This window comes from Pseudomonas sp. LBUM1647 (assembly GCF_059716175.1).
The window spans coordinates 1,380,017-1,402,764 of record NZ_CP166809.1; the positions used below are offsets into that span (position 1 = coordinate 1,380,017).

22 protein-coding genes and 1 pseudogene are annotated in these 22,748 nt (G+C 59.3%); 8 read left to right on the forward strand and 15 right to left on the reverse strand.

What is annotated here, in order from left to right; translation table 11 throughout:
- The first annotated feature begins 189 nt into the window (after positions 1–189).
- From ACA059_RS06135 to ACA059_RS06145, 3 genes are read left to right on the forward strand one after another with little or no spacing between them, the layout of a single operon-like run.
- On the forward strand, positions 190–1,296 hold the full coding sequence (locus ACA059_RS06135; protein WP_415766687.1) for a GGDEF domain-containing protein: 1,107 nt from the start codon (positions 190–192) through the stop codon (positions 1,294–1,296).
- Positions 1,289–2,224: an iron-sulfur-binding ferredoxin reductase gene (locus ACA059_RS06140; protein ID WP_497633116.1), complete on the forward strand. Its 936-nt coding sequence runs from the start codon at positions 1,289–1,291 to the stop codon at positions 2,222–2,224. The genes ACA059_RS06135 and ACA059_RS06140 overlap by 8 nt, the downstream gene beginning before the upstream one ends.
- A gap of 28 nt (positions 2,225–2,252) precedes the next feature.
- Positions 2,253–3,002, forward strand: a complete 750-nt coding sequence (locus ACA059_RS06145; RefSeq protein ID WP_497633117.1) for an enoyl-CoA hydratase-related protein — start codon at positions 2,253–2,255, stop codon at positions 3,000–3,002.
- A gap of 277 nt (positions 3,003–3,279) precedes the next feature.
- Here ACA059_RS06145 and pyk read toward each other — a convergent pair whose 3' ends face one another.
- The gene (gene pyk / locus ACA059_RS06150) at positions 3,280–4,731 is read right to left on the reverse strand and encodes a pyruvate kinase (protein ID WP_497271173.1); all 1,452 of its coding nucleotides are present in this window, start codon (positions 4,729–4,731) and stop codon (positions 3,280–3,282) included.
- A gap of 157 nt (positions 4,732–4,888) precedes the next feature.
- Between pyk and ACA059_RS06155 the strand changes: the two genes are divergently transcribed.
- Together ACA059_RS06155 and ACA059_RS06160 are read left to right on the forward strand one after the other, a co-directional pair.
- The gene (locus ACA059_RS06155; RefSeq protein WP_497633118.1) at positions 4,889–5,275 is read left to right on the forward strand and encodes a tetratricopeptide repeat protein; all 387 of its coding nucleotides are present in this window, start codon (positions 4,889–4,891) and stop codon (positions 5,273–5,275) included.
- A gap of 231 nt (positions 5,276–5,506) precedes the next feature.
- Positions 5,507–5,866, forward strand: a complete 360-nt coding sequence (locus tag ACA059_RS06160) for a PilZ domain-containing protein (RefSeq protein WP_282482137.1) — start codon at positions 5,507–5,509, stop codon at positions 5,864–5,866.
- A gap of 161 nt (positions 5,867–6,027) precedes the next feature.
- Here the strand turns inward: ACA059_RS06160 and ACA059_RS06165 are convergent, their stop codons facing one another.
- The 8 genes from ACA059_RS06165 to ACA059_RS06200 all read right to left on the reverse strand — a co-directional run bounded on the left by ACA059_RS06165 (position 6,028) and on the right by ACA059_RS06200 (position 13,937).
- Positions 6,028–6,414: a DUF6124 family protein gene (locus ACA059_RS06165; protein WP_497633119.1), complete on the reverse strand. Its 387-nt coding sequence runs from the start codon at positions 6,412–6,414 to the stop codon at positions 6,028–6,030.
- 267 nt (positions 6,415–6,681) lie between these two features.
- The gene (locus tag ACA059_RS06170) at positions 6,682–6,930 is read right to left on the reverse strand and encodes a hypothetical protein (protein ID WP_497633120.1); all 249 of its coding nucleotides are present in this window, start codon (positions 6,928–6,930) and stop codon (positions 6,682–6,684) included.
- A gap of 156 nt (positions 6,931–7,086) precedes the next feature.
- On the reverse strand, positions 7,087–8,418 hold the full coding sequence (locus ACA059_RS06175; protein ID WP_497633121.1) for a DUF58 domain-containing protein: 1,332 nt from the start codon (positions 8,416–8,418) through the stop codon (positions 7,087–7,089).
- A gap of 130 nt (positions 8,419–8,548) precedes the next feature.
- Complete coding sequence (locus ACA059_RS06180) at positions 8,549–9,550, reverse strand: AAA family ATPase (RefSeq protein ID WP_497633122.1); 1,002 nt, start codon at positions 9,548–9,550, stop codon at positions 8,549–8,551.
- The gene (locus ACA059_RS06185; RefSeq protein ID WP_497633123.1) at positions 9,547–10,710 is read right to left on the reverse strand and encodes a DUF4350 domain-containing protein; all 1,164 of its coding nucleotides are present in this window, start codon (positions 10,708–10,710) and stop codon (positions 9,547–9,549) included. Before ACA059_RS06185 ends, ACA059_RS06180 begins: the two co-directional genes overlap by 4 nt.
- Positions 10,707–12,251: a DUF4129 domain-containing protein gene (locus ACA059_RS06190; protein WP_497633124.1), complete on the reverse strand. Its 1,545-nt coding sequence runs from the start codon at positions 12,249–12,251 to the stop codon at positions 10,707–10,709. Before ACA059_RS06190 ends, ACA059_RS06185 begins: the two co-directional genes overlap by 4 nt.
- Complete coding sequence (locus tag ACA059_RS06195) at positions 12,238–13,215, reverse strand: stage II sporulation protein M (protein ID WP_497633125.1); 978 nt, start codon at positions 13,213–13,215, stop codon at positions 12,238–12,240. The genes ACA059_RS06190 and ACA059_RS06195 overlap by 14 nt, the downstream gene beginning before the upstream one ends.
- Entirely contained in the window at positions 13,212–13,937 is a 726-nt protein-coding gene (locus tag ACA059_RS06200) for an RDD family protein (RefSeq protein WP_497633126.1), read from the reverse strand. Before ACA059_RS06200 ends, ACA059_RS06195 begins: the two co-directional genes overlap by 4 nt.
- Positions 13,938–14,120: 183 nt before the next feature.
- Between ACA059_RS06200 and sbcB the strand changes: the two genes are divergently transcribed.
- Positions 14,121–15,551, forward strand: a complete 1,431-nt coding sequence (sbcB, locus tag ACA059_RS06205) for an exodeoxyribonuclease I (RefSeq protein WP_497633127.1) — start codon at positions 14,121–14,123, stop codon at positions 15,549–15,551.
- A 99-nt stretch (positions 15,552–15,650) separates the two neighbouring features.
- Here the strand turns inward: sbcB and mvaT are convergent, their stop codons facing one another.
- Positions 15,651–16,028, reverse strand: a complete 378-nt coding sequence (mvaT, locus tag ACA059_RS06210; protein WP_007933316.1) for a histone-like nucleoid-structuring protein MvaT — start codon at positions 16,026–16,028, stop codon at positions 15,651–15,653.
- Positions 16,029–16,368: 340 nt separating this feature from the next.
- Here mvaT and purU point away from each other — a divergent pair, with 340 nt between their 5' ends.
- Positions 16,369–17,217, forward strand: a complete 849-nt coding sequence (gene purU / locus ACA059_RS06215; protein WP_008147434.1) for a formyltetrahydrofolate deformylase — start codon at positions 16,369–16,371, stop codon at positions 17,215–17,217.
- Between the two features lie 86 nt (positions 17,218–17,303).
- Positions 17,304–17,480, forward strand: a complete 177-nt coding sequence (locus tag ACA059_RS06220; protein WP_008147433.1) for a hypothetical protein — start codon at positions 17,304–17,306, stop codon at positions 17,478–17,480.
- 72 nt (positions 17,481–17,552) lie between these two features.
- On the opposite strand, the gene gpgF is transcribed toward ACA059_RS06220, so the two are convergent.
- The 5 genes and pseudogenes from gpgF to ACA059_RS06245 all read right to left on the reverse strand — a co-directional run.
- The gene (gpgF, locus tag ACA059_RS06225; RefSeq protein ID WP_497633128.1) at positions 17,553–18,548 is read right to left on the reverse strand and encodes a glucosaminyl phosphatidylglycerol flippase; all 996 of its coding nucleotides are present in this window, start codon (positions 18,546–18,548) and stop codon (positions 17,553–17,555) included.
- Positions 18,545–19,321, reverse strand: a complete 777-nt coding sequence (gene gpgD, locus ACA059_RS06230) for an N-acetylglucosaminyl phosphatidylglycerol deacetylase (RefSeq protein ID WP_497633129.1) — start codon at positions 19,319–19,321, stop codon at positions 18,545–18,547. The genes gpgF and gpgD overlap by 4 nt, the downstream gene beginning before the upstream one ends.
- A complete protein-coding gene (gene gpgS, locus ACA059_RS06235; protein WP_497633130.1) occupies positions 19,314–20,435 on the reverse strand; it encodes an N-acetylglucosaminyl phosphatidylglycerol synthase in 1,122 nt (373 codons plus the stop codon). The genes gpgD and gpgS overlap by 8 nt, the downstream gene beginning before the upstream one ends.
- A 281-nt stretch (positions 20,436–20,716) precedes the next feature.
- A complete protein-coding gene (locus ACA059_RS06240) occupies positions 20,717–21,481 on the reverse strand; it encodes a methyl-accepting chemotaxis protein (RefSeq protein WP_428608872.1) in 765 nt (254 codons plus the stop codon).
- 93 nt (positions 21,482–21,574) lie between these two features.
- Positions 21,575–22,606, reverse strand: a pseudogene (locus tag ACA059_RS06245) (HAMP domain-containing protein); the annotation flags it as partial.
- Positions 22,607–22,748 lie beyond the last annotated feature (142 nt).

A 22,748-nucleotide genomic window follows, 5' to 3' on the forward strand; every position in this document is an offset into this window, starting at 1 on the left:
GCAGCCTCGTTTCACTCGACAGCTCCTACATAGCTCTACACAGCTCCTACAATGGAAATCAGTCAGCGTTCTGGCGCCAGTTTTCCGCCCTTAAAATTGAATGGTCATTTATCAGGCACGCTACTAAAGTGGCATTCGGTCTGTAGAGTAGGACACTCAAGCAGCCTCCTTCGCACGGTGAGTCAACGATTGACCCATAACGCCATCCAGCGCTTGTTGCTCAAACGCTTTGCCCTCGCAGCCGGCACCTACGCTCTGGCTTTGTTGCTGTTGTGGCTGGCGTTTTTCACCGGTCATTACGATGAATCCCTGTCCAACGTGGCTATCGGCAGTGCGCTGGTGGTCATCAGTCAGGCCGCGTTGTTTGCGGTGTTTTACAGTGGCTGCAACCTGCGTTTTTCCGACCCCAGCCTGACTGAAGCGCAAGTATTGCTGGGGCTGGGTTGGCAAACCTGGCTGATCGCCAATCTGGACGAGGCACGCGGCGCGTTCCTGGTGTTCTACGTGCTGATTCTGTTGTTCGGGTTGTTCCATCTTTCGCGCATGGCTTTTTTGCGGTGCGCGCTATTGGTGTTTTTCAGTTTCAGCGCGATCACGCTGTGGGAGGGCTACCACTTCCAGTTACCCGACCCGGCGCTGGCCGCATTGCAGGTGTGCGTGCTGCTCATCGTGTTGGTCTGGCTGGAACTTTATGCCCGTCACGTCCAGGCCTCCCGTCAACGCATGCGTCAGCGCCGATTTGCCTTGCAGGCGCATCAGGACACCCTGCGCGGGATGATGCGCCAGCTCGAAGACCTGGTGGCCACTGACGAACTGACCGGGCTGTTTAATCGCCGGCATTTCCTGCGCCTGGCCTCCCGTGAGCTGAAGGCCATGGACGCCGGTGTCATGCATGGCCTGGCGCTGATCGACCTCGACCATTTCAAACGTATCAACGATGTGCACGGCCATGCCGCCGGTGATCAGGTGCTGCAAGCCTTTGCCGCCGTGGCCACCGCCTGCTTGCGCGATGGCGATGTTCTGGCCCGTTACGGTGGCGAAGAATTCGTCGTGCTGTTGCCCGATTGCAACGCCGAGCGCTTGACCTCCTGTTGCGAGCGGCTGCGCATTGCGTTCACCGATGTAGAACTGATCGGACTCAACGTCGCCCATCTCAGCTTGTCGGCGGGCATGACGTTGCTCGAACTGGGCGACGATCTCGATGAAGCCTTGCAGCGCGCCGATCAGGCGCTTTATCGCGCCAAGCGTGACGGCCGCAATCGTTGCGCGGCCGCGTGGGAGAACGTCGATGCCTGAGTTACGGGTCGGCGAACGCCAATGGTCGGTGGCGGCGGGCAGCAACCTGCTCGATGCGTTGAATCAGAACGGCGTATCGGTGCCCTACAGCTGTCGCGCCGGCAGTTGCCATGCCTGTCTGGTGCAATGTGTACAAGGGCTGCCGAATGACAGCCGCCCCGATGCCCTGAGCGCAGACCAGCGTCAGCAAGGCTGGCGCCTGGCGTGTCAGTGTCAGGTGGTCGAGGACTTGCAGGTGCACACCTTCGATCCTCAGCAGGACGGCCGCCCGGCCGAGGTGGCGGCTGTCGATTGGCTGAGCGCCAGCGTGTTGCGTGTGCGCCTGACCCCCGAGCGTCCGTTGCGCTACAGCGCCGGGCAGCATCTGGTGTTGTGGGCGGGCAATGTGGCGCGGCCGTATTCATTGGCCAGCCTGCCGGAAGAAGACCGCTTTCTGGAGTTCCATCTTGATTGTCGCCAGCCGGGGGAATTCAGCGACGCGGCCCGTCAGCTGAAAATCGGCGATTCGATCCGCCTCGGCGAGTTGCGCGGCGGGGCCTTGCATTACGACCCGGACTGGAACACACGACCGCTTTGGCTGTTGGCCGCCGGCACGGGTTTGGGGCCGTTGTTCGGTATCTTGCGTGAAGCGCTGCGGCAAGATCACCAAGGTGCCATTCGCGTCATTCACCTGGCCCATGATGCCGAGGCGCATTACCTGGCCAAACCCCTGCAGGCCATGGCCGCCAGCCGCCCGAATCTGAGCATTGAGCTGTGGACAGCGGCCGAGTTGCCAGAGGCTTTGGCACAACTGCGGCTTGTTTCACGGCAAACCCTGGCCTTACTCTGCGGGGCCCCTGACAGCGTCGACGCCTTTGCCCGGCGCTTGTATCTGGCGGGATTGCCGCGCAATCAACTGCTGGCGGACGTCTTTGTTCTCCGCGGTTGAGCGCTGATTTTCAGACGCGAGACCGACCATGAGCGATGCCATCCAATTTGAACGTGAGCGCGGCCTGCTGATCCTGCGCCTCAACCGCCCCGACAAGAAAAACGCCCTGACCCGCGCCATGTACAGTCACTTGGCCGAAGCGCTGAAACACGCGGATTCCGACCCTGAAATCAACGCCGTGCTGATCACCGGTACTGCCGAGTGTTTCACCGCTGGCAACGACATCGCCGACTTCATCCAGCAACCACCGAGCAACCTCGACAGCCCGGTGTTTCAGTTCATGCTCACCCTGCTCGAATGCCGTAAACCGGTGATCGCCGCCGTGGCCGGTGCAGCCGTGGGCATTGGTACGACGATGTTGCTGCACTGCGATCTGGTGTATGTCAGCCGCGATGCGCGCCTTCGGATGCCGTTCGTTAATCTCGGGTTATGCCCGGAGTTTGGTTCCAGCCTGATCCTGCCGCGACTGCTCGGGCAGGCCAAAGCCGCTGAATTGTTGCTGCTGGGCGAAGGCTTCAGTGGTGAGCAGGCCGCGCAGTGGGGGATTGCGACCGAAGCCTTGGGCAGTGGCGAAGAGGCGCTGGCCAAGGCGCGGGAGATGGCGTTGCGTTTCGAGTCGCTGCCACCGGAAGCGGTGCGTATCAGCAAGCAATTGATGAAAGCCCCGGACCGCGAACAACTGCGCAAGGCAATAGAAGAAGAGAGCGCACAGTTCACCCAGCGGTTGCGCTCGCCGGAAGCGATTGCGGCGTTGACCGGGTTCATCAAACGCCACTGAAAAGCCTACCCTCACCCCAGCCCTCTCCCGGAGGGAGAGGGAGCCGACCGAGTTGTTCTGGCAAATTACATCGACCTGCAATATCGAGCCGAACTCAGGACCTGAAAAGCCCCCCGATCTGCTCCCTTTCCCCCTCGCCCCCTAGGGGGAGAGGGCTGGGGTGAGGGGGTTGGATCTGAAAGCCGACACAAAAACTCAAGCCAAACACCGCCACGCAAAAAACCAAAAAGCCCCGCCATTCACATGGCGGGGCTTTTGTTTTTCAGCAACAGGTCAATCAGACCATCGGGTCGCCAACGTGCAGGATTTTCATCCCGTTGGTGCCGCCGATGGTGTGGTAGCTGTCGCCCTTGGTCAGGATGACCCAGTCGCCTTTCTCGACTACGCCGCGCTTGAGCAACTCGTCGATCGCAGCCTGGCTGACTTGCTCAGGCGGCAGCGATGCCGGGTCGAACGGTACGGTGTAGACGCCACGGAACATGGCCGCACGGGCCTGGGTTTCGCGGTGCGGGGAGAACGCGTAGATCGGCACCGACGATCGGATGCGCGACATGATCAACGGCGTGTAGCCACTTTCGGTCAACGCGATGATCGCCTTCACGCCCGGGAAGTGGTTGGCGGTGTACATGGCTGCCAAAGCGATGCTCTGGTCGCAGCTTTCGAAGACCTTGCCGATGCGGTGGCTGGAGGTCTTGCTGGTCGGGTGCTTTTCAGCGCCGATGCAGATGCGCGCCATGGCTTGCACCGCTTCCAGCGGGTACAGACCGGCAGCACTTTCCGCCGACAGCATCACGGCGTCGGTGTAGTCGAGTACGGCGTTGGCCACGTCGGACACTTCGGCGCGGGTCGGCATCGGGTTCTGGATCATCGACTCCATCATCTGGGTCGCCACGATCACAGCCTTGTTGTGGCGGCGTGCGTGCAGAATGATTTTCTTCTGAATGCCCACCAGCTCGGCGTCGCCGATTTCCACACCCAGGTCACCACGGGCCACCATGACGGCGTCGGATGCATTGATCAGCGCGTCGAGGGTTTCGTCGTCAGCCACGGCTTCGGCGCGTTCGATCTTCGCCACCAGCCAGGCAGTACCGCCGGCTTCGTCGCGCAGTTTGCGTGCGTATTCCATGTCGGCGGCGTCACGCGGGAAGGACACGGCGAGGTAATCGACCTGCATCTCGGCAGCGAGCTTGATGTCGGCCTTGTCTTTTTCAGTCAGGGCCGGTGCGGTCAGACCGCCACCGCGACGGTTGATGCCTTTATGGTCGGACAGCGGGCCGCCGATCAGCACGGTGCAATTCAGCTCAGTGGCATTGGCGGTATCAACGCGCATGACCACGCGGCCGTCGTCGAGCAGCAGCTCGTCGCCCACGCCGCAGTCCTTGACCAGGTCCGGGTAGTCGATACCGACGATGGTCTGGGTGCCTTCGGTCAGAGGATGGCTGGTGGAGAAGGTGAATTGATCACCGATCTTCAGCTCGATCTTCTTGTTGGCGAATTTGGCGATACGGATTTTCGGGCCTTGCAGGTCACCCAGCAGGGCGACGAAGCGGCCGTGCTTGGCGGCGAGGTCACGCACCAGCTTCGCGCGAGCCTTGTGCTCGTCGGGGGTGCCGTGGGAGAAGTTCAGGCGGGCGACGTCCAGGCCAGCCAGAATCAGCTGTTCGAGAACTTCCGGCGAGTTACTGGCCGGGCCAAGGGTAGCGACGATTTTGGTGCGACGGACGGACATGCATAGACTCCTGAGTTCAAGCGCTGAGTGAGGCTACTATGCTCTGCGGGTGTAGTCATTGTTCATGTGCACTACTTATTCGTTTGTTTATTGAAACGAACATTCCTGAAGATTTCGCGCCACGGGTCGATACAGAGCTCAAGACAGGAGAACCCCCATGCGATTCGTGCTCATTGCCGCCCTTGCCATCAGTGCCCTCAGTATCACGGGCTGCACCCGTTGGTCGATGAACCATCATTTGAATAACGCCTACAGCGCCTATGACCGTGGCAATTGCGAGCAGGTGATGCTCGAACTGTCCAAAGTCGAACGCGCCAGCCGAGCTCGGCCTTACGTGTGGCCGGAAGCATCGATGATGCGCGGGTTGTGCCTGGAACGGCAGAAACTGTTTGTCGATGCGGCGCAAACCTACCAGTTCATCATCGCCTCGTACCCGCAAAGTGAATATGCCTACCGCGCCCGCGCCCGCCTGGAAACCTTGCAGTCGCTGGGCCACTATCCGCTGCGCAGTGCGGCTGCGGTCGTGCGTCCGACGCAGTTCTAAAGGTCAAAGGCTGGCTCACCGGCGGTGGTGAGCTATAGTCGAATAGATCGGTTTAGAGCCTTGCCTCTAATCGACGCAACACCTGTGATCGGCAGGAATAAGCGGCAGCGGCTTTATGGGCTGTCGCGCCGGGATCGGGGAGAGCGCGCCCATGCCTCTATGTAAAAGAAGCAGGCCCGTTCCGAAGCATTAGTGCGGCTCTGCTTAAGAGCCTTGCTGGGCCATTTGCGCATGTTCACTGACCGCCGGATCGAGCGGCATCAACTGCCGTATTTTCTAAGAGTGTTCAACAGCGTCACCGACAAACCCATTGGCTTTCTGGGCAACGTGTCCGAAGACGGGCTGATGCTGATCAGTCAGTTGCCGATGATGATCGGCGCCGATTTCGATTTACGCCTGAAAATCCCTGCCAGCGACGGCTGCATGCAGGTCATTGATCTGCAGGCGTGTTGCCTGTGGTGCCATGAAGACACGACCCCTCACCACTATGACGCCGGGTTCAGCCTGCAACGGGCACCGCCGGAATATGGGCAACTGGTCAGCGCCTTGAAGCGATACTTCAGTTTTCAGCCGTTGCCTGCCTCTGCCTGAAGCCCTGCGGTGTCTTCACCACCGCCATAGTCGGAACGCCGCCCGGAGCAAGCTCGCTCCCACAGGTCTGGCGTTGTTCACAAAACGTGTGTTCACCGCTGATCCCTGTGGGAGCGAGCTTGCTCGCGATGGCGTCAGTGCAGACAACCAATAACTAACAGCTAAGCCGTAGCAATCGCCATCTCGTTCTCCAGCGACTTCTCCACCAGCAACAACCCCAACTCACTCAACTGATAAATTGCCATCGCCAGGTGACGTTCTTTATCTTCGAGGTTTTCAGCCAGGTCCAGTAACAAAGTACCGACTGATGAATAGGTTTCGAAGGTCTGGATCAGTAGCTCCTCGGGATTTGCATCTGGTGCGACGGCGAACATCTTCATGGCTCGTTCCTCGGTAGTGCGTTCGTCGGTAAAGCGGTTTTGTGTGTTGTTTTGTTTTAGGTAGTGTTTCAGAGCCTTTTTGGCGGCGGCGTGGAGCTTTTTAGGGTCTAGGGTGGCGTAGGGCGAACGGGGGATGGATTCGAATTTCTCGGGTGGAGGTTTGAACATCGGGTTAACTCCTTTGGATCTCTAATGGGTAGAGACAGGAGAACCTTAAGGTTGAATGGCCATCTTCAATAGTCAGCCAGGGCCGCTGCTAGTTGTAGGCAGAGGCGCTTGGTTTTGTAGTCGTTGTCGTTTGCTCGAATATTCGAGTAGGAAAAGAGCTGTCCAACGATGAACATTTGTCATGCCACCAAGCTATTCCTTCATCACGGAGCGCCCTACGATTTTGAGAAATTGTCGAGCGATATTTGCAAGAGTTGAAGGTTTTTATCACTCATCAGAGTGTGGTTTTTTCGGGGGCTGTACTTCTTTAAAGTCGGTGGACACAGAGATAAGCGCCAGAGAGATAAATTTTTGGTTTCGATCTAGCGTTTGGAGCGCCCCTCGGATGTTATTTGCGACTTCAGTAGCCCCTTGCTTCTCCACCCAATTGGTTAGTTCTTCTATTGCCGCACCCATTGCCAGCTGGTTCTGAGAGATCTGGGTTAGCACTGCAGTGAATAGATTTTTCTCATCCATGATTTATTCCTCGATGTAGAGCTAAACGCTTGTTGGTTATGACCGATGCTCAAAACTGTTTTGGGAAAGAATTGACCACTGCATCGCGTCCTTAATTAGGTCCACTATCACTTCCTATCGAGGTCGTGAAGCAGCTATTTTCTATGCTGGGTACCGTTACATCATTCCGGCTTTTTTCCAATCCAGATACCGCGTCACCAGCTCGGCCCCCAACTCTGAGGGTCGAGCATCCACCACCGGTACTCCATGAGCACTTAACCGCTCATGGAGTTCGGCCCGTTCATTCAAATAATCCACCGTCCCGCAATAGGCTAGCGCCTCCGGCAAGGTTTGCACCGGCGTGTGCCGCAGCGTGTCGAGCAAGTCTTCGCGCAGACTCGCCACCAACACCCGATGCTGCTTGCTCAGTCGTTTGACGGCGGTCAGCAGTTCTTCATCGTCTTCATCCCGCAAGTTAGTCACCAGCACCACCAGCGCCCGACGTTTTTGCCGGGCCAGTAACTGGCTGGCGGCGGCTTGGTAATCAGCGGGGCGTTGGGTGCTGTTGAGGTCGTAGACGGTGTTGAGCAGGACCTTGAGTTGATCGGTGCCTTTGACCGGGGCAAGGTAATGCGGTCTGTCACAGGCGAACGTACTCAGGCCTACCGCATCGCCTTGGCGCAGGGCGATGTAGCTGAGCAGCAGGCAGGCATTCAGTGCGTGATCGAAATGGGCGAGTTCTCCATCCTGGCTGCGCATGCGTCGGCCGCAATCAAGCATGAAGATGATCTGCTGGTCGCGTTCGTCCTGGTATTCGCGGGCGATGGGTGTGCGTTGGCGGGCGGTGGCTTTCCAGTCGATCTGGCGCAGGCTGTCGCCTTCGCGGAATTCACGCAGTTGATGAAACTCCAGACCCAGACCGCGTCGTTGGCGTTGGCGCACGCCGAGTTGGCTGAGCCAGTTGTCGACTGCCAGCAGTTGGCCGCCATAGAGGCGGGCGAAGTCCGGGTAGACGCGGGTGTTGTCGACCACGTTGAGCAAGCGTTTGTCGGACCATAAACCCAATGGGCTCGGCAGGTTGATTTCGCAGAGTTCGAAACTGAAGTGCCCGCGCTTGAGCGGGCGCAATCGATAGCCGATCTGGCTGTGCTGACCGGGTTGCAGTTCGACCGACAGGGGCAGGTTTTCGAAGCTCAGGCCCTCCGGCACGTGGTCGAAAATCTGTACGGTCATTGGTTGTTCAAAATCATGCTCGACCTCCAGTCGCACTTCACCCCATCGACCGAGTGCAAGGCTACCGGGCATTTGTCGCTGGAGCCGGGGTGAGGGCAGGCGCTTGAGGCGGATACCGTCGAGCATTGCCAGGGCCAGCAGTGCCAGCAGTAATCCCCAGTTGATCGATAACAGGCTCGAGGGGACCGCGAATTCCAATGCCCGCAACGCGCCCAGCACGATGCCGATAGCTAGCAGGATCGCGAGCCAGATCAACAGCAGGCGCGAGGGTTTCATGGCTTGACACCGTGTGGCCTGTTGAAAAGATCGCAGCCTTCGGCAGCTCCTACGTCGAACGCTGGCCCCCGTAGGAGCTGCCGAAGGCTGCGATTTTTTCTGGTGTCGACGCGAATCTCGAGCACGGCGTTCACACTCTTGGCGCCGGCACTTGATCGAGCAGCTGCTTGAGCACCTGATCCACGTCCAGCCCTTCGATGTCGAGCTCCGGCGCAATCCGCACACGGTGACGCAACACCGCCAATGCGCAGCCTTTGATGTCATCCGGAATCACAAACTCGCCACCGCGCAACAAGGCTCGCGCCCGAGCGCAGCGCACCAACGCGATGGACGCGCGTGGCCCGGCGCCGAGGGTCAGGCCGGGCCAGGTGCGGGTGGTGCGGGCCAGGCGCACGGCGTAATCGAGGACTTGATCGTCCAGCGGCAAATCGCTGGCGATGCGTTGCAAAGCCAAGACGTCTTTGGCTTGCAACACCGTGCGCAGCGGTTGCACGTCGAGCATGTCGGCGCGGGTCGAGCGGCTGACCTGGCGGACCATGTTCAGCTCCTGATCGGCGTCGGGGTAGTCCATGCGCACCTTGAGCATGAAGCGGTCGAGCTCGGCTTCCGGCAGTGGGTAAGTGCCTTCCTGTTCGATGGGGTTTTGTGTGGCGAGCACCATGAACGGTTGCACGATGGGCAGGGCGCGGCCTTCGAGGGTGACTTGCCGTTCCTGCATGGCTTCGAGTAGCGCGGCCTGGGTTTTCGCCGGGGCGCGGTTGATTTCGTCGGCCAGTAAAAGGTTGGTGAATAAAGGACCTTTGCGCAGTTTGAATTGCTCGGTCTGCAAGTCGTAAACGGCGTGCCCGGTGACGTCGCTGGGCATCAGGTCCGGGGTGAACTGGATACGTGCGAACTCGCCGCCGAAGCAGCGGGCGAGGGCGCGGACCAACAATGTCTTGCCCAACCCCGGCACGCCTTCGAGCAGTACGTGGCCACCGGCAATCAGCGCGGTGAGGACGTCGTCGATCACGGTGTTTTGGCCGATCACGGCTTTCTGTAATTCGGTCCGTACCGCTTGGGCCAACTGGCTGGCGCGTTGACGTTGCTGCGCCGCGTGGCTCAGTGTGCCGGGCTCGATCTGTTCACTCATAAGGCATTCCTCAAGGTTTGCAGGTGGGCGACCTGACGGCTGAATTCAGCGCTGGACTGCCGCTGCTTCGGTCGCGGGCTCATGGCCTGGCTGATAGCGCGTGTGGGTTGGCCGGTCAGGCGTGCGAGCACCAGCCATTGTTCGGCAACGCCGAGTTGTTCGAAACCGGGATGACGGCGCCGCACACGACGCAAGATGTCGTGCTGCAAGGCTTGCAGCAGGTGCTGCTGACCGTTTCGGCGCAACATGAAATCGGCGCTGGCGCGCAGGTGTTCCTGAAGTTGGCGGCGGGCCCTTGGGGCCGGCTCCAGCAGTGGACCCTGGCGCACGCCGAGGTGCCAGACGCCAAGACCGATCAGGGCAAAAAGGGCGACCAATGCTTGGGGGAAATAGCGCAGGAGCAAGGTCAGCAGACCGTCGTGATCGGTATTGAACAGCAGGGTCACGTCTGTGTCGGCCGTCAGGTACCAGAGCAGCCAGGCGTTGTCGTACTGGTCGATGGCCGGGGTTTTCCACAGGTCGGCGTCGGTGACCACGGTGATCGAACCGAGCCCGTGATTGAGCTGCATCATGTGCGTGGCCTTGCCGCTGTTGGCCCAGGCCTGGGCGAGGTTTTTCGGGTCTTCGAGATGGAACGCGGTATCAAAACCGGCGTAGGCCGGCGCGTTTTCGTCTTCCAGATACAGCTTGGTCAGCTTGGGGTAAGGATCGTCGTCGATAGCGGGCGGCGGGTCCTTGAGGTCTTTGCTCAGCGACTGGTGCAGTTGCACCCGGTCGAGTAACAGGTCATTGCTTTGGCCGGTCTTTTCATCCCACAGCGACTGGGCAACAAACAAAAGACGCCCGCCGGCCCGGGTCCAGTTCAACACCTGATCGATCTGGCGCGGGGTCATGTTGTACCGGTCCCCGAGCAACAACAGACTGTGCTGATGCGGCTCGAGGGTTGGCAGGATGTCGAGACTATTGGCGTGGCTCACCGACAGGCCCTGTTTGCGCAGGAAATGCTCGGCGGCGAGATAGGGGTTGGCCTGGGCTTCGGGCGAGGGGCCGTGATCGATGTCTGCCTGATAGGGCGTCGCCTTGACGTACAGATAAACACTCAGCGCGATCAATAGCACGGCGATGAACACGCCGACCGCCGGCCAGCGTTGCCGGTTCAACGCAACGCTCCCGGGCCGAACAGGGCTCGCCAGCCGTCACAGAGTTCCTGTTGCAAATGCGCGGGAGGCAGGCGATGCCCGTAGGCCATGTTCTGCCAGTGCCCGGTCAGGTTTTTACTGAAGGCCAGCAAGGCAGGTTGTTGCAGGTGTTCGATGCGCTCCAGGACCTGGCCTTCGGTGTCGGCGGGTTTCAGCGCCATGTTGAAGTCGTGCAGCAAGTGGCTGAGCAGACCGCGATAGAGCAATCCGAGGGCCTCGCGAGGGTGGGTTTGCCAGAGGCGTTCGGCGCTGGCGGCGATGTCGGCAGGCAGGGTTTCGCGGTTGAGGTCCAGGCCGAAAGCCTGTTGCGGTAACGGCCGCGCGACCTTGCTGTTCAAGGCCGGTCGACGGCTGACGAAGGCTTGCAACCCGTCACGGTAATGCCAGATCAACAAACCAATGGCACCGATCACGACACCCCACAACATGACTTCAATCAGCGTGGCCACTGCGCCGAAGCGTTGGTTGTCCAGAAGCTTGAGCAGCGCCTCCAGCCATTCGGGTGTTTGGTCATCGTCCGCCGTGTCGGCGGCGGGTTGGTCCTCGCCAAACCGATAGCGCGTGACCGATTCCTTGTTCTTGAACGGAGGCTGATCGAGGATCGCCTTGATGCTGTCCCGGGATGCCTGACTGGTCAGTGGCTGGTCCAGCAGGCGTGGGCTGTCGGGTGAAATGACTGGCTCGGCGGCCCATACGGTTTGTGCTGTCGGCATCAACAGGAACGCCGCCAGCAGCAGGGTGACGGCGGCGCTGGTCAAGCGTTGGCGCATGCGGCGAAATATCAGCTCGATATCCCAGGCCTCCAGCACCGTGCGCCGATTCAGATAAAGGCTGAAGCCGCAGGCGACATAAACCGGTTCCCAGACAATGAGCACCAGTGCGTAAAAGGCGTTGGTCAGGTGTTCCAGCCATCGCCAGTCTTGTGTGGCGGCGGTGATCAAGGTCTGCCAGCTCCAGTCGAGTTCGACCTGTTGCGGCAAGAACATGTAGAACAGCACCATCAGGCCGATCCATAACGCGCTTTCCAGGTGTACGCCGATGATGGTCAGCCACCGCGCGGCACCGGCGTTGCGCTGCAACAGCACCTGCAAGCGCTGTTGTCGTGGCTGACCACTCAGCCCTTCGAGTTGCACCACCGGCATCAGGAAACCGCGACTCAGGCTCAGGCGCCGCCAGGTCAGACTCGCCAGCAGTTGCGGTTGGAGCAGCCGCGGAAATTGGCGCAGCGCCTGCTTCAGCGTGGGCGTTTCGCCAAACATGGATTTGGACAGTATGTACAGCGGCAGGCGGTCGAACGCCGGTTTCAGCCACCAGAAAATGAACACGGCGAGGGAGGGCGAATCCCACAGCACCCAACTGAGCAGGGCCAAAACCGGCAAGGTCACGATGGCCCAACTGGTCATCAGCAGACGCCGGTGTCGCTGGCTCAGCAGGACGCCCAGGTCCATGGCTTCCCAGGTCGTGCGCGGGCGGATGACAACCGTGGCGTCACTCAGGCGCATGGCGGGTCCGTCCGGCAAACAGCAGATAAGTCGCCACCAACAACCAGAGCGCTGCACCGACCAGGTATTTGGTCATTGGCGCGACCCCGATCGTGGACGACCAGTAAGCTTCGATAAACGCCGCAATCAGCAGAAATAGCATGACCCCGCAAATCAGCAGCACGCTCTTGCGTGCCGCCAACCGCAGGGCTTCGGAGCGGGGCAGGCGTCCCGGCGCGATCAAGGCCCAACCCAGTTGCAGGCCGGCGGCACCGGCCAGGGCGATCGCACTCAGTTCGAAGGCGCCGTGGCCAACCACGAATGACCAGAAGGTTTGCCCGTAGCCGATGTGCGTCAGGTGCCCGGCCACCGCGCCGATCATCAAACCGTTGAAGAACAGGAAAAACGCGCTGCCCAGGCCAAACAGCAAACCGCTGGCGAAGGTCTGAAAGGCGATGCCGATGTTGTGCATGATGTAGTAACCGAACATCACCCAGTCTTCACTGGCCGCCCGTTCTGCCGAACGCCCCAGGTGACCGGCCTCGGGGTCGTACATGCCTTGCATCTCGCTGACCTGCTCGGCCGGGATCAGGTTGTAGACCAGGTCCGGGAACAGATACACCAGCAGTGCGATGCCGATCAGGCTGCCAAAAAACATCAGGCCGGCGGCGAGCACGAAGCGCCACTGTTCGCGCACCAGTCGCGGGAAGTCAGCCAGGATGAAGCCCAGCACGTTGGCACCCAGTCGACTGCGGTGGCGATAAAGCTGTTGATGCCCGCGCAGTACTTGTTGCTGTAATGAATCGATCAGAAAGCTGCTGTAACCACGTTCCTGGGCCAGCGCCAGATGCTGGCAGAGACGACGATAATCGCTTGGGAAACGGGCGACTCGCTGTGGTTCCTTGCCTTGCTCCAGCTGTTCAAGCACGAGGGCAAATTGCGCCCATTCGGCCTTGTGGCGACTTTCGAAAAGGCTTTGCTTCATGTCGGGCCCAACAAGCCACGGGCGATGCCATTGAGTTCGTCCACGGCCTGTGGCGCCGACACCTGCAACGGTTGCGCGAGTATGGCCGCCAGCTCTTTGACCCGTGCGTCAGAGAGTTCACCCTGACGCTCGGCAAACCCGAGGATGGCGCGTTGTTCGGTCAGCGTCAGCGAAAAGGCCGGGCGCCGGGGCTGGACGGTGGGCAGTTGTGGTCGGGCGAGCGGTTGTTCGCGGTAGATCACCAGCGTGCCGGCGGCCAGATCGCCGAGGCGCTTGAAGGTGGGATGTTGCAGGCAACTGATGGCCCCGAGGAAATAGCCGAACGGCAGCATGTCGACAAATCGCAGCAGGTTGCGCAGCAACGAAGCAGACCAGCCGATCGGCGTGCCATCGTCCTGCACCACCCGCAGGCCCATCCATTGCTTGCCTGGCGAACGACCCTGATTGAGCACTTCGAACAGCACCATGTACCACCAGCTCACCACGAACAGCAGAATCGAGCCGAGCCCTGCACCGAGTTTCCCGAGGAACGCCAGGACAAAAAACAGCAGGCCGACGATGAGCCCGCGCAGTCCGAGATCGATGGCGAACGCCAGTGCACGAACCATCAACCCGGCCGGGCGCAGTGGCAGGTCGATGCCTTCCGGCGTTTCGACTTGATACCGCGTATCCAGTGGCGGGGACAGCGTCGCTTTCCTTGGCAGTGCTGTGGTCTCGAGCATGGGCAACCTTGATGTGGCCTGTTCGGGATTCGATGTCCGTCCGATGCTAGCAGCCTCTCGGGGGAAAACGACATAACTATGTATTGCACGGTAAGTGGCCAGAGGTGATTGAATGACGAGATTACTGGCCGGGGCGGGATGTGAACGCCTAGACTTCGCCGATCTTCAGTTCAGGAATAGCCCGTGACCTCTATCTTCTGGTACGACTATGAAACCACTGGCATCAACCCCCGTTGCGACCGCCCACTCCAAATGGCGGGGATTCGCACTGACTTCGATCTCAATGAAATAGACGAGCCGGTCAACCTTTACTGCCAGCCCAGTGAAGACATCCTGCCCCATCCGGCGGCCTGTGCGATCACGGGTATCACCCCCGGCCAACTGGCCGAGCAAGGCTTGAGCGAAGCCGATTTCATGACCCGGGTGCATGCCCAACTCGCTGCGCCCGGCACGTGCGGGGCGGGGTACAACACGTTGCGTTTCGATGACGAGATGACCCGTCACAGTCTTTACCGAAACTTTTTCGACCCTTATGCGCGCGAATGGCAGGGCGGCAATAGCCGCTGGGACCTGATCGATGTGGTGCGTGCTGCGTATGCCTTGCGCCCTGACGGCCTTGTTTGGCCGACGGACGACGAGGGGCGGATAACGCTCAAACTCGAACGCCTGACTGCCGCCAATGGCATTGATCACGGAAATGCTCACGAAGCGCTATCGGACGTTCGCGCCACCATCGCCCTGGCGCGTCTGATCCGGGAAAAGCAGCCGAAGTTGTATGACTGGTTGTTTCAGTTGCGCGGTAAACAAAAGGTGATGGATCAGATTCGGCTGTTGCAACCGATGGTGCACATCTCTGGGCGTTTTTCAGCGGCACGCAATTATGTCGGTGTGGTGTTGCCTTTGGCCTGGCACCCGCGCAACAAGAACGCCTTGATTGTCTGTGACCTGCACCTGGATCCTCAGGGCTTGCTCGATCTTGATGCCGACACCTTGCGTCAACGGCTGTATACCCGCCGCGATGACTTGGCCGAGGGTGAGTTGCCGGTGCCGCTCAAACTTATCCACATCAATAAATGCCCGGTGGTGGCGCCGTTGTCGGTACTTCGCTCTGAAGATCAGCAACGTTTGGGGCTGGATATGTCGCTCTACCAAGAGCGCGCGCTGCGGCTAAGTGACGCACAAACAGTTTGGCGAGATAAAGTTCAGGCGATTTACGCCAGCGAAGATTTCACCCCGAGCCAAGACCCTGAGCAACAGTTATACGATGGTTTTATCGGTGATCGGGATCGGCGTCTTTGTGAGCAAGTCAGGTCTGCCGACCCGGCTCAATTAGCGCAACAACAATGGCCTTTCGATGATGAACGTTTGCCTGAATTATTGTTTCGATATCGCGCACGCAACTTTCCCGATACGTTGAATTTCGAAGAGCAAGAGCGCTGGAGAATATTCTGTCAGCAACGTTTGTCAGCACCCGAGTGGGGGGCGCCAAATACGCTGGAAACTTTTGTAGAAGCCGCAGCCCAATGGAGTATTACGGCTACATCGTTTCAGCGAGAGGTGCTGAATGAATGGCAGAATTATGTCGAGGCATTACGCAAACGTTTGAATCTTTGAAAACGAAAATGTCCGGGGGCTGAATACCGGGCATAAAAAACGCCAGCAGATGCTGGCGTTCTTTTTTGTCACGGATGAGTCTGTGACAAGCTCTGCGGCTTAGCCCAGCAGGGTTGCCCAGCCTTCAACCACGTCACCGCCCCACTTGGCTTTCCACTCTTTCAGCGTTTTGTGGTTGCCACCTTTGGTTTCGATGACTTCGCCGTTGTGCGGGTTTTTGTATTGTTTAACTTTGCGAGCACGCTTGGTGCCAGTAGTTTTTACTGCGCCGCCGCGTGGTGCTTTGGTTTTGGACTCTGGATCCAGTAGCGCAATGATGTCACGCAGAGACTTGGAGTACTCGCCCATCAGGGTGCGCAGTTTGCCTTCGAATTCCAGCTCGGTTTGCAGTTTGTCGTCTTGGGACAGGTTCTTCAAACGGGCTTGCAGCTCTTTGATAGCTTCTTCGGTGGCGCGATATTCGTTGATCAAGGACATGAGGACTACCTTATGTTGGGGCGCTGGATGGCAGGTGACAGTGCGGCAATAATAGTCAGGGTGTTTCATCAAGTAAACATTTAACCGAAGTTTTATTTAAATTAGTTACGGTGAATAGGGCATAAATTGCCGGTGTAGTTAAATAGTGTGATGCAGTCATCACGAATATTCACAATTGGGCACTTGAAGATTGGCAACAGGAACACCATCGCGCGGGTTGCAGGTGCTGCCAAAACCTGTGGCGCTTACCTTTGTGTCGGGCCAAACGTCATCAATACTGCAGTTTTGCTGCGCAATCGCTAGAATGGCCGCCTTTGCGAAGTTCTGGAGTTTGACCCTCATGCGCACTTTTCGGCTGGTGATTGCTTGCCCGGACCGCGTCGGCATCGTTGCTAAAGTCAGTAACTTTCTGGCGTCACATAACGGCTGGATCACTGAAGCGAGCCATCACTCGGACAATCTCAGTGGCTGGTTCTTCATGCGTCACGAAATTCGTGCCGATTCGCTGCCCTTCGGTATCGATGCCTTTCGCGAAGCGTTTGCACCGATTGCCGAAGAGTTCTCGATGAACTGGCGCATCACTGATACCGAGCAGAAAAAGCGCGTGGTACTGATGGCCAGTCGCGAGTCTCACTGCCTCGCCGACTTGTTGCATCGCTGGCACAGTGATGAGCTGGATTGCGAAATTTCCTGCGTGATCTCCAACCATGACGACTTGCGCAGCATGGTCGAGTGGCACGGGATTCCGTATTACCACGTACCGGTCAATCCGCAGGACAAAGAGCCGGCCTTCGCCGAAGTCTCGCGCCTGGTCAAACAACACGACGCCGAAGTGGTCGTACTTGCCCGCTACATGCAAATCCTGCCGCCCGAGTTGTGCCGCGAATATGCGCACAAGGTCATCAACATTCACCACAGCTTCCTGCCGTCTTTCGTCGGTGCCAAGCCGTATCACCAGGCATCGATGCGTGGCGTGAAGTTGATTGGCGCTACTTGCCACTATGTGACCGAAGAGCTGGATGCCGGTCCGATCATCGAACAGGACGTTGTTCGCGTCAGCCACAGTGACAGCATCGACGACATGGTGCGTTTCGGTCGGGACGTCGAGAAGATGGTGCTGGCCCGTGGTCTGCGTTATCACCTGGAAGATCGGGTGCTGGTGCACGGCAACAAAACCGTCGTGTTCTGACAGCCATACAACACAGTTGAAATTCGAAGGGCCTGGGCGTTCAATCGCTTCAGGCCCTTCGCCGTTTCTGCACTGAGGACATGAGCATGGCCGATCCACTGGACAAAGCGACATCCAAGGCTCCTGCCACGTTGGGCGAAGGGTGTTTGAGTCGTTACGACCCGGATGACATGAACCCTGAAGACGGCACGGAGTTTCCCGGTGCCGCCGAGTTGTGGGAACAGTTGAATCCGGAGTCCGACGATGAAATCGGGGAGGCCTAAAAAGATCGCAGCCTGCGGCAGCTCCTACGGGGGGACGCGATCCATGTAGGAGCTGCCGCAGGCTGCGATCTTTTAGGCTTGTTTGAATTTCATTAGTTTTTTGAGCAGCGGCCGCCCGAGCATCAGCAAAAACACCGGCCCGCCGACTACCAGATAAAAGTAATAGGTCACCGCCCGCCAGATCAGAATCGCCGCCGCCGCGGTGGATTTCCCCACCATCGGCGCCAGCAGCGCCGCCGACGTCAACTCCGCCGCCCCGGCACCGCCTGGTAACAGGCTGAACTGCCCCGCGCTCAGCGAAAGCATCTGGATCAGAAAGCTCCAGGCCCACTGCAAATCCGCCCCGAGCCCACGCAATGCCAGATACAGCACGCTATAGCGCAAGATCCAATGCAGGCAAGTCAGGGCAAACACCGTGATGAGCGTCTGAAAGGGCAGCTTCAATGTGTCCGTGAACGCCGCCAGAAAGTGCAGGAGTTTTCGCGCCCAGCGCAGGCGCGTGGTGGTTTTGACATTCAGGCGAGCGAGCAACCGACCGCTCAGACGAATCAGTATTCGATGGTAGCGAGCAACCACCACGCAACTGAACAACCCGCCGAACATCGAAATGGCGCTGACGGTCAGCAGCCATTCCATGCGTTGGCTGAGGTGCTGGAACAACGCATAAATCAGGATTCCGCTCAGCGCACAAAGAAAAAACAGCAAATCGCTCAGTTGATCCATGGCAAACACGGCGCTGCCCCTGGCCGGACGCACGCCATTGCGCGCCAACAGCGCCATGATCGTCAGCGGACCGCCGCTGCCGCCCGGTGTTGCGCAATAGGCGAATTCGGCGGCCATCACCACTCCGAGGCTTTTTAGCGGGCCCACCTTATCGCGCTGATCCCCGAGCAACAGGCGCAAGCGCATCGTGTTCAGCACCCAGCACAGCAGGATCATGCCGAACATGATCAGTAACCATGTCAGCGGAAAGCTTTGCAGTCGATACCAGGTTTCGTTACCGCCCAGCAGCGACGGAATCAGCACCGCAGCGAGCAGCGCGACGAGCAGCAGAATCCCGCGACTCATGCGGCGCGACCTATACGGTCGCTTTGCAGCGCCAGCCAGCGTGCCTTGGTCATCGGCACACGTCCCTCGTCGAGCAAGCGCTTGAGGGTTTGCAGCCAGTAAGTGCGCGAGAACTCATGGCGCATATCCACCGGGTGCAGGCCGAGACGAATCATCGGTGCGTGCCGCCAGCGTTGTTCGCGTTGATCGCTGACGAGCTTCGACACCCCCCGGCGCCAGGCACTGCGCGCACTCCAGACCAGTCCCGGCGCGTCGACCGCGGTGAAGTCCGGTAGACGATACAGATGCTGCGGATCGCTGGTGTAACTCAGGGGTAACTGGCGCAAGGCCTGGCGCGTCCCTTCGCTCATCAACCAGGCCGGGGCGACGAAGCCCTCCAGCGGCCAGTGATAACGGTGGAATATTTCGATGCCGGCGCGCAGGCGGGCGAGGGCGACTTCTTGAGACAGGCTATAAAACTCGCCTTCGTGGGTGTAGATCCTGCGCATGAACCAGTCTCGTGGAGTAGTGGGTGTGGGCTCTTCATCGCAATGAAAGTAACCGTGCAATGCCAGTTCGTCACCTCGGGCGATACGACGGGTGAGTAAACGTCGAAATCCCGGATGCTCCTCCAGATCGTTGTGCTTGTGGAAATTGGGCACCACCAACCACGTCATCGGCACGTCGCCCAAGGCGTCGACGGCTTCGACAAAGGGTTGATAATCGGCCCAGGTTTGCGGTGCGACGTCGTGCAGCACGAGTAACAGGCTGGGCGGGTTCATGGGCTCAACCATTGGCCGTCAGCGGCCAGTGGCTGTCGAGCACGGCGTGATAGTGCCCCAGCAGGCTGTTGACCACCGTGTCCCAGGAGTAATGTTGCTCGACATGGCTGCGGGCCCGTTTGCCCAAAACGACGCTGCCCGAACTGAACAGCTCGCGTACGGCGTTGGCCATGGCCAATGAATTATTCGGCGGGCAGAGCAGGCCGCATTGATCGGTGATGATTTCCTGAAAGGCTCCGGCCGCCACGGCCACCACCGGAATGCCACTGGCCATGGCTTCAAGAACCACCAGGCCAAAGGTTTCCTGATCACCGGCGTGCAGCAGCGCATCGGCGCTGGCCATCAATCGCGCCACGTGTGCCGCCGTACAGAACTCACCGATCACGGTCACGTTGTCGGGCACTGCCGCCGGCATCGACGAACCTACCAGCAGCAGGTGATAGCGTCGGCCCAGGCGTTTCATGCAGTCGAGCAGCACCGGCAGGTTTTTTTCCTTGGAGCCGCGCCCGGCGAAGATCAGCAGATGAGTGTTTTCATCAATGCCCAATTCGGCCCGCAGGCCGGTGTCTCGTGCAGCTGGATTGAAGGTTTGCAAGTCGACGCCCAGCGGTTGCACGAAAACGTTCTTCACCCCCAGCCCGATCAGTTTGTCGGCCATGACCTGGCTGGGTGCCAGAACCCGATCGAAGTTGCCATAGAGCTTGCTGACATAGGCTTCGACGTTGGTGGTGACCCAGTTGCCCATGCGGTTGCTGACCAGCAGCGGCAGGTCCGAATGATAAAAGCCGATCACCGGGACATCGAGTTGCCGCCGGGCGTCGAGGGCCGCCCATGCGGTGAGGTAGGGGTCGCCGACCTCGATCAGGTCGGGCTGTAAATCCTGCAGAACATTGCGCCATGGCGCGAGACGGAGGGGGAAACGATAACCCTTGCCGAAAGGCAGGGCGGGGGCCGGAACCGTGTAAACGCCATCCTGTTCACTCAAGTAAGCCCCAGGGATCAGCAGACTGTGGCGAATGCCCGGCTTGATGCTCAGGCGACGGTGCTTTGCATCCAGATAAGTGCGCACGCCACCGCTGGCAGGGGCGTAGAACATGGTTATGTCAGCGATATGCACGATGAACATCCCTCCGGTCCGTTGGGCTCCCTTGGTTGACCCTTATGAAGGATAGATGTTCGGTTGGGGTTTTGTGGTGTGAGGGCGATCGTCACCCCTCACCCTAGCCCTCTCCCAGAGGGAGAGGGGACCGACCGATGTGCTCTTTAGAGTTACATCGACCTGAACGTCCGAGTCGAACTCAGGTTTAGAAAAGCATGCGATCAGCTCCCTTTCCCCCTCTCCCCTATGGGGAGAGGGTTGGGGTGAGGGGTGGATCTACGCTTCAACGCCAATCCACCGTCGAACCCTCAGATCCGGAAACTGCCTACCAACTGTTTAAGGCGCGCCGCCTGCTGCTCAAGATCCGAGCATGCCCGCAACGTCGACTGCAAGTTTTCCACCCCCTCCTGATTCAGTGTGTTGATCTCGGTAATGTCGACGTTGATCGACTCCACCACCGCAGTCTGTTCCTCGGTCGCCGTGGCCACCGACTGGTTCATCCCGTCAATCTCGCCAATACGCAACGTCACGCTGTTCAAACGCTCGCCGGCCAGGTTGGCGATTTCGACGCTGTCCTGGCTGTGGCGCTGGCTGTCGCTCATGGTGCTGACGGATTCGCGAGCGCCGACTTGCAACTCCTCGATCATGGTCTGTACCTGTTGCGCCGATTCCTGAGTGCGGTGCGCCAGGTTGCGCACTTCATCGGCCACCACGGCAAAACCTCGACCGGCTTCACCAGCACGCGCCGCTTCAATGGCCGCGTTCAGCGCCAGCAGGTTGGTTTGCTGGGAGATGCTGGTGATCACTTCGAGAATCTGCCCGATGTTCACGGTTTTGCTGTTCAGCGATTCGATGTTGGTGCTTGAGGCGCTGAGCATGCTCGACAGCTGATTCATCGCGACAATGCTGCGATCCACCACTTGCTGACCATCTTCGGCCAGGCTGCGGGCATCGCTGGCCTGACTCGATGCTTGTGCTGCGTTACGGGCGATTTCCTGAGCGGCGGCGCCGAGCTGGTTGATTGCTGCGGCCACGCTGCTGGTACGCGAAGCCTGTTGGTCGGAGTTGAACATCGACGAGTTCGAGGCGGCCACGACACGCAGAGCCACTTCGTTGACTTGCCCGGTGGCCGACGACACTTCGCGGATCGAACCGTGAATGCGTTCCACGAAGCGGTTGAACGCGGTACCGAGGACACCGAATTCATCGTTGTTCACGATGGTCAGGCGCTTGGTCAGGTCGCCTTCGCCGTCGGCGATGTCTGCCATGGCGCGGGTCATGACGTGCAGCGGCTGGATCAGGATGCGGATCAGCATGCCCAGCAGAGCGATGATGATGGCTACGGCAATGACCGTCGCAACGACCGCCGAGGCGCGGAATTCGGTGAGCATCGAGAAGGCTTTGTCTTTATCTACCGACAGACCGATGTACCAGTTGACCGATGGCAGGCCTTTGATCGGGGTGAAGGTGACGATGCGGGTTTTGCCGTCGACTTCCACTTCACTGAAGTCGCTGCTGAGGCGCGGGGTATTTTTCGGGTACGCCTCGCTCAGGGACTTCATCACCATGGCTTTGTCCGGGTGGACCAGAATCTTGCCGTCGGCGCTCACCAGAAACGCGTAACCCATGCCGTCGAAGTCGCGGGCACTGAGGGTGTCGATCAGGGTTTGCAGGCTCAGGTCGCCGCCCACCACGCCCACGCTCTGCCCGGCCTTTTTCGAGGCGGTGGCGATCGAGATGATGGTTTGGCCGGTCGCCGCGTTAATGTAGGGTTCGGTCAGGGTGGCGGTGCTGCTGCTTTCCGCGCCTTTGTACCAAGGGCGAACCCGTGGGTCGAAGCCGTCGGGCATCTTCGCATCCGGGCGGATGGTGAAGTGGCCAGTAGCGTCGCCCAGGTAGGACGCCATGAACGTAGACGTCAGGGCTTTCTGCTCAAGCAGGCTGGAAACGGTGGCCTGTTCGGGATTGATGGCGATGTTCTGGGCGAGGTTATCGATCAGCAGGATGCGGCCGGCCAGCCAGGTCTGGATGTTGTTGGCGGTGACGTCTCCCATCTCATTGAGGTAGTTATCCAGGTCTTCGCGAATGGCGTTGCGCTGCAAATAGTCGTTGTACAGCGTGAACGTGGCGAAGGCGGCAATGACGATGAGGGCGGCAGCAAGCAGGATTTTATGGCTGAAGCGCAGATTTTTGTTCATGGCTCGGGGTGTCCGCTAAGGTCTTATTGTTCGGGGCGCGTTGCTGTTCATGCGCGCAAAATGAGTGCGCAATGGAGCGAGTCGGTAATTCCTGCTCTCCATGGGGGAATGTCGGACCTTGCTTTCAATTGGGTCTCTCGCT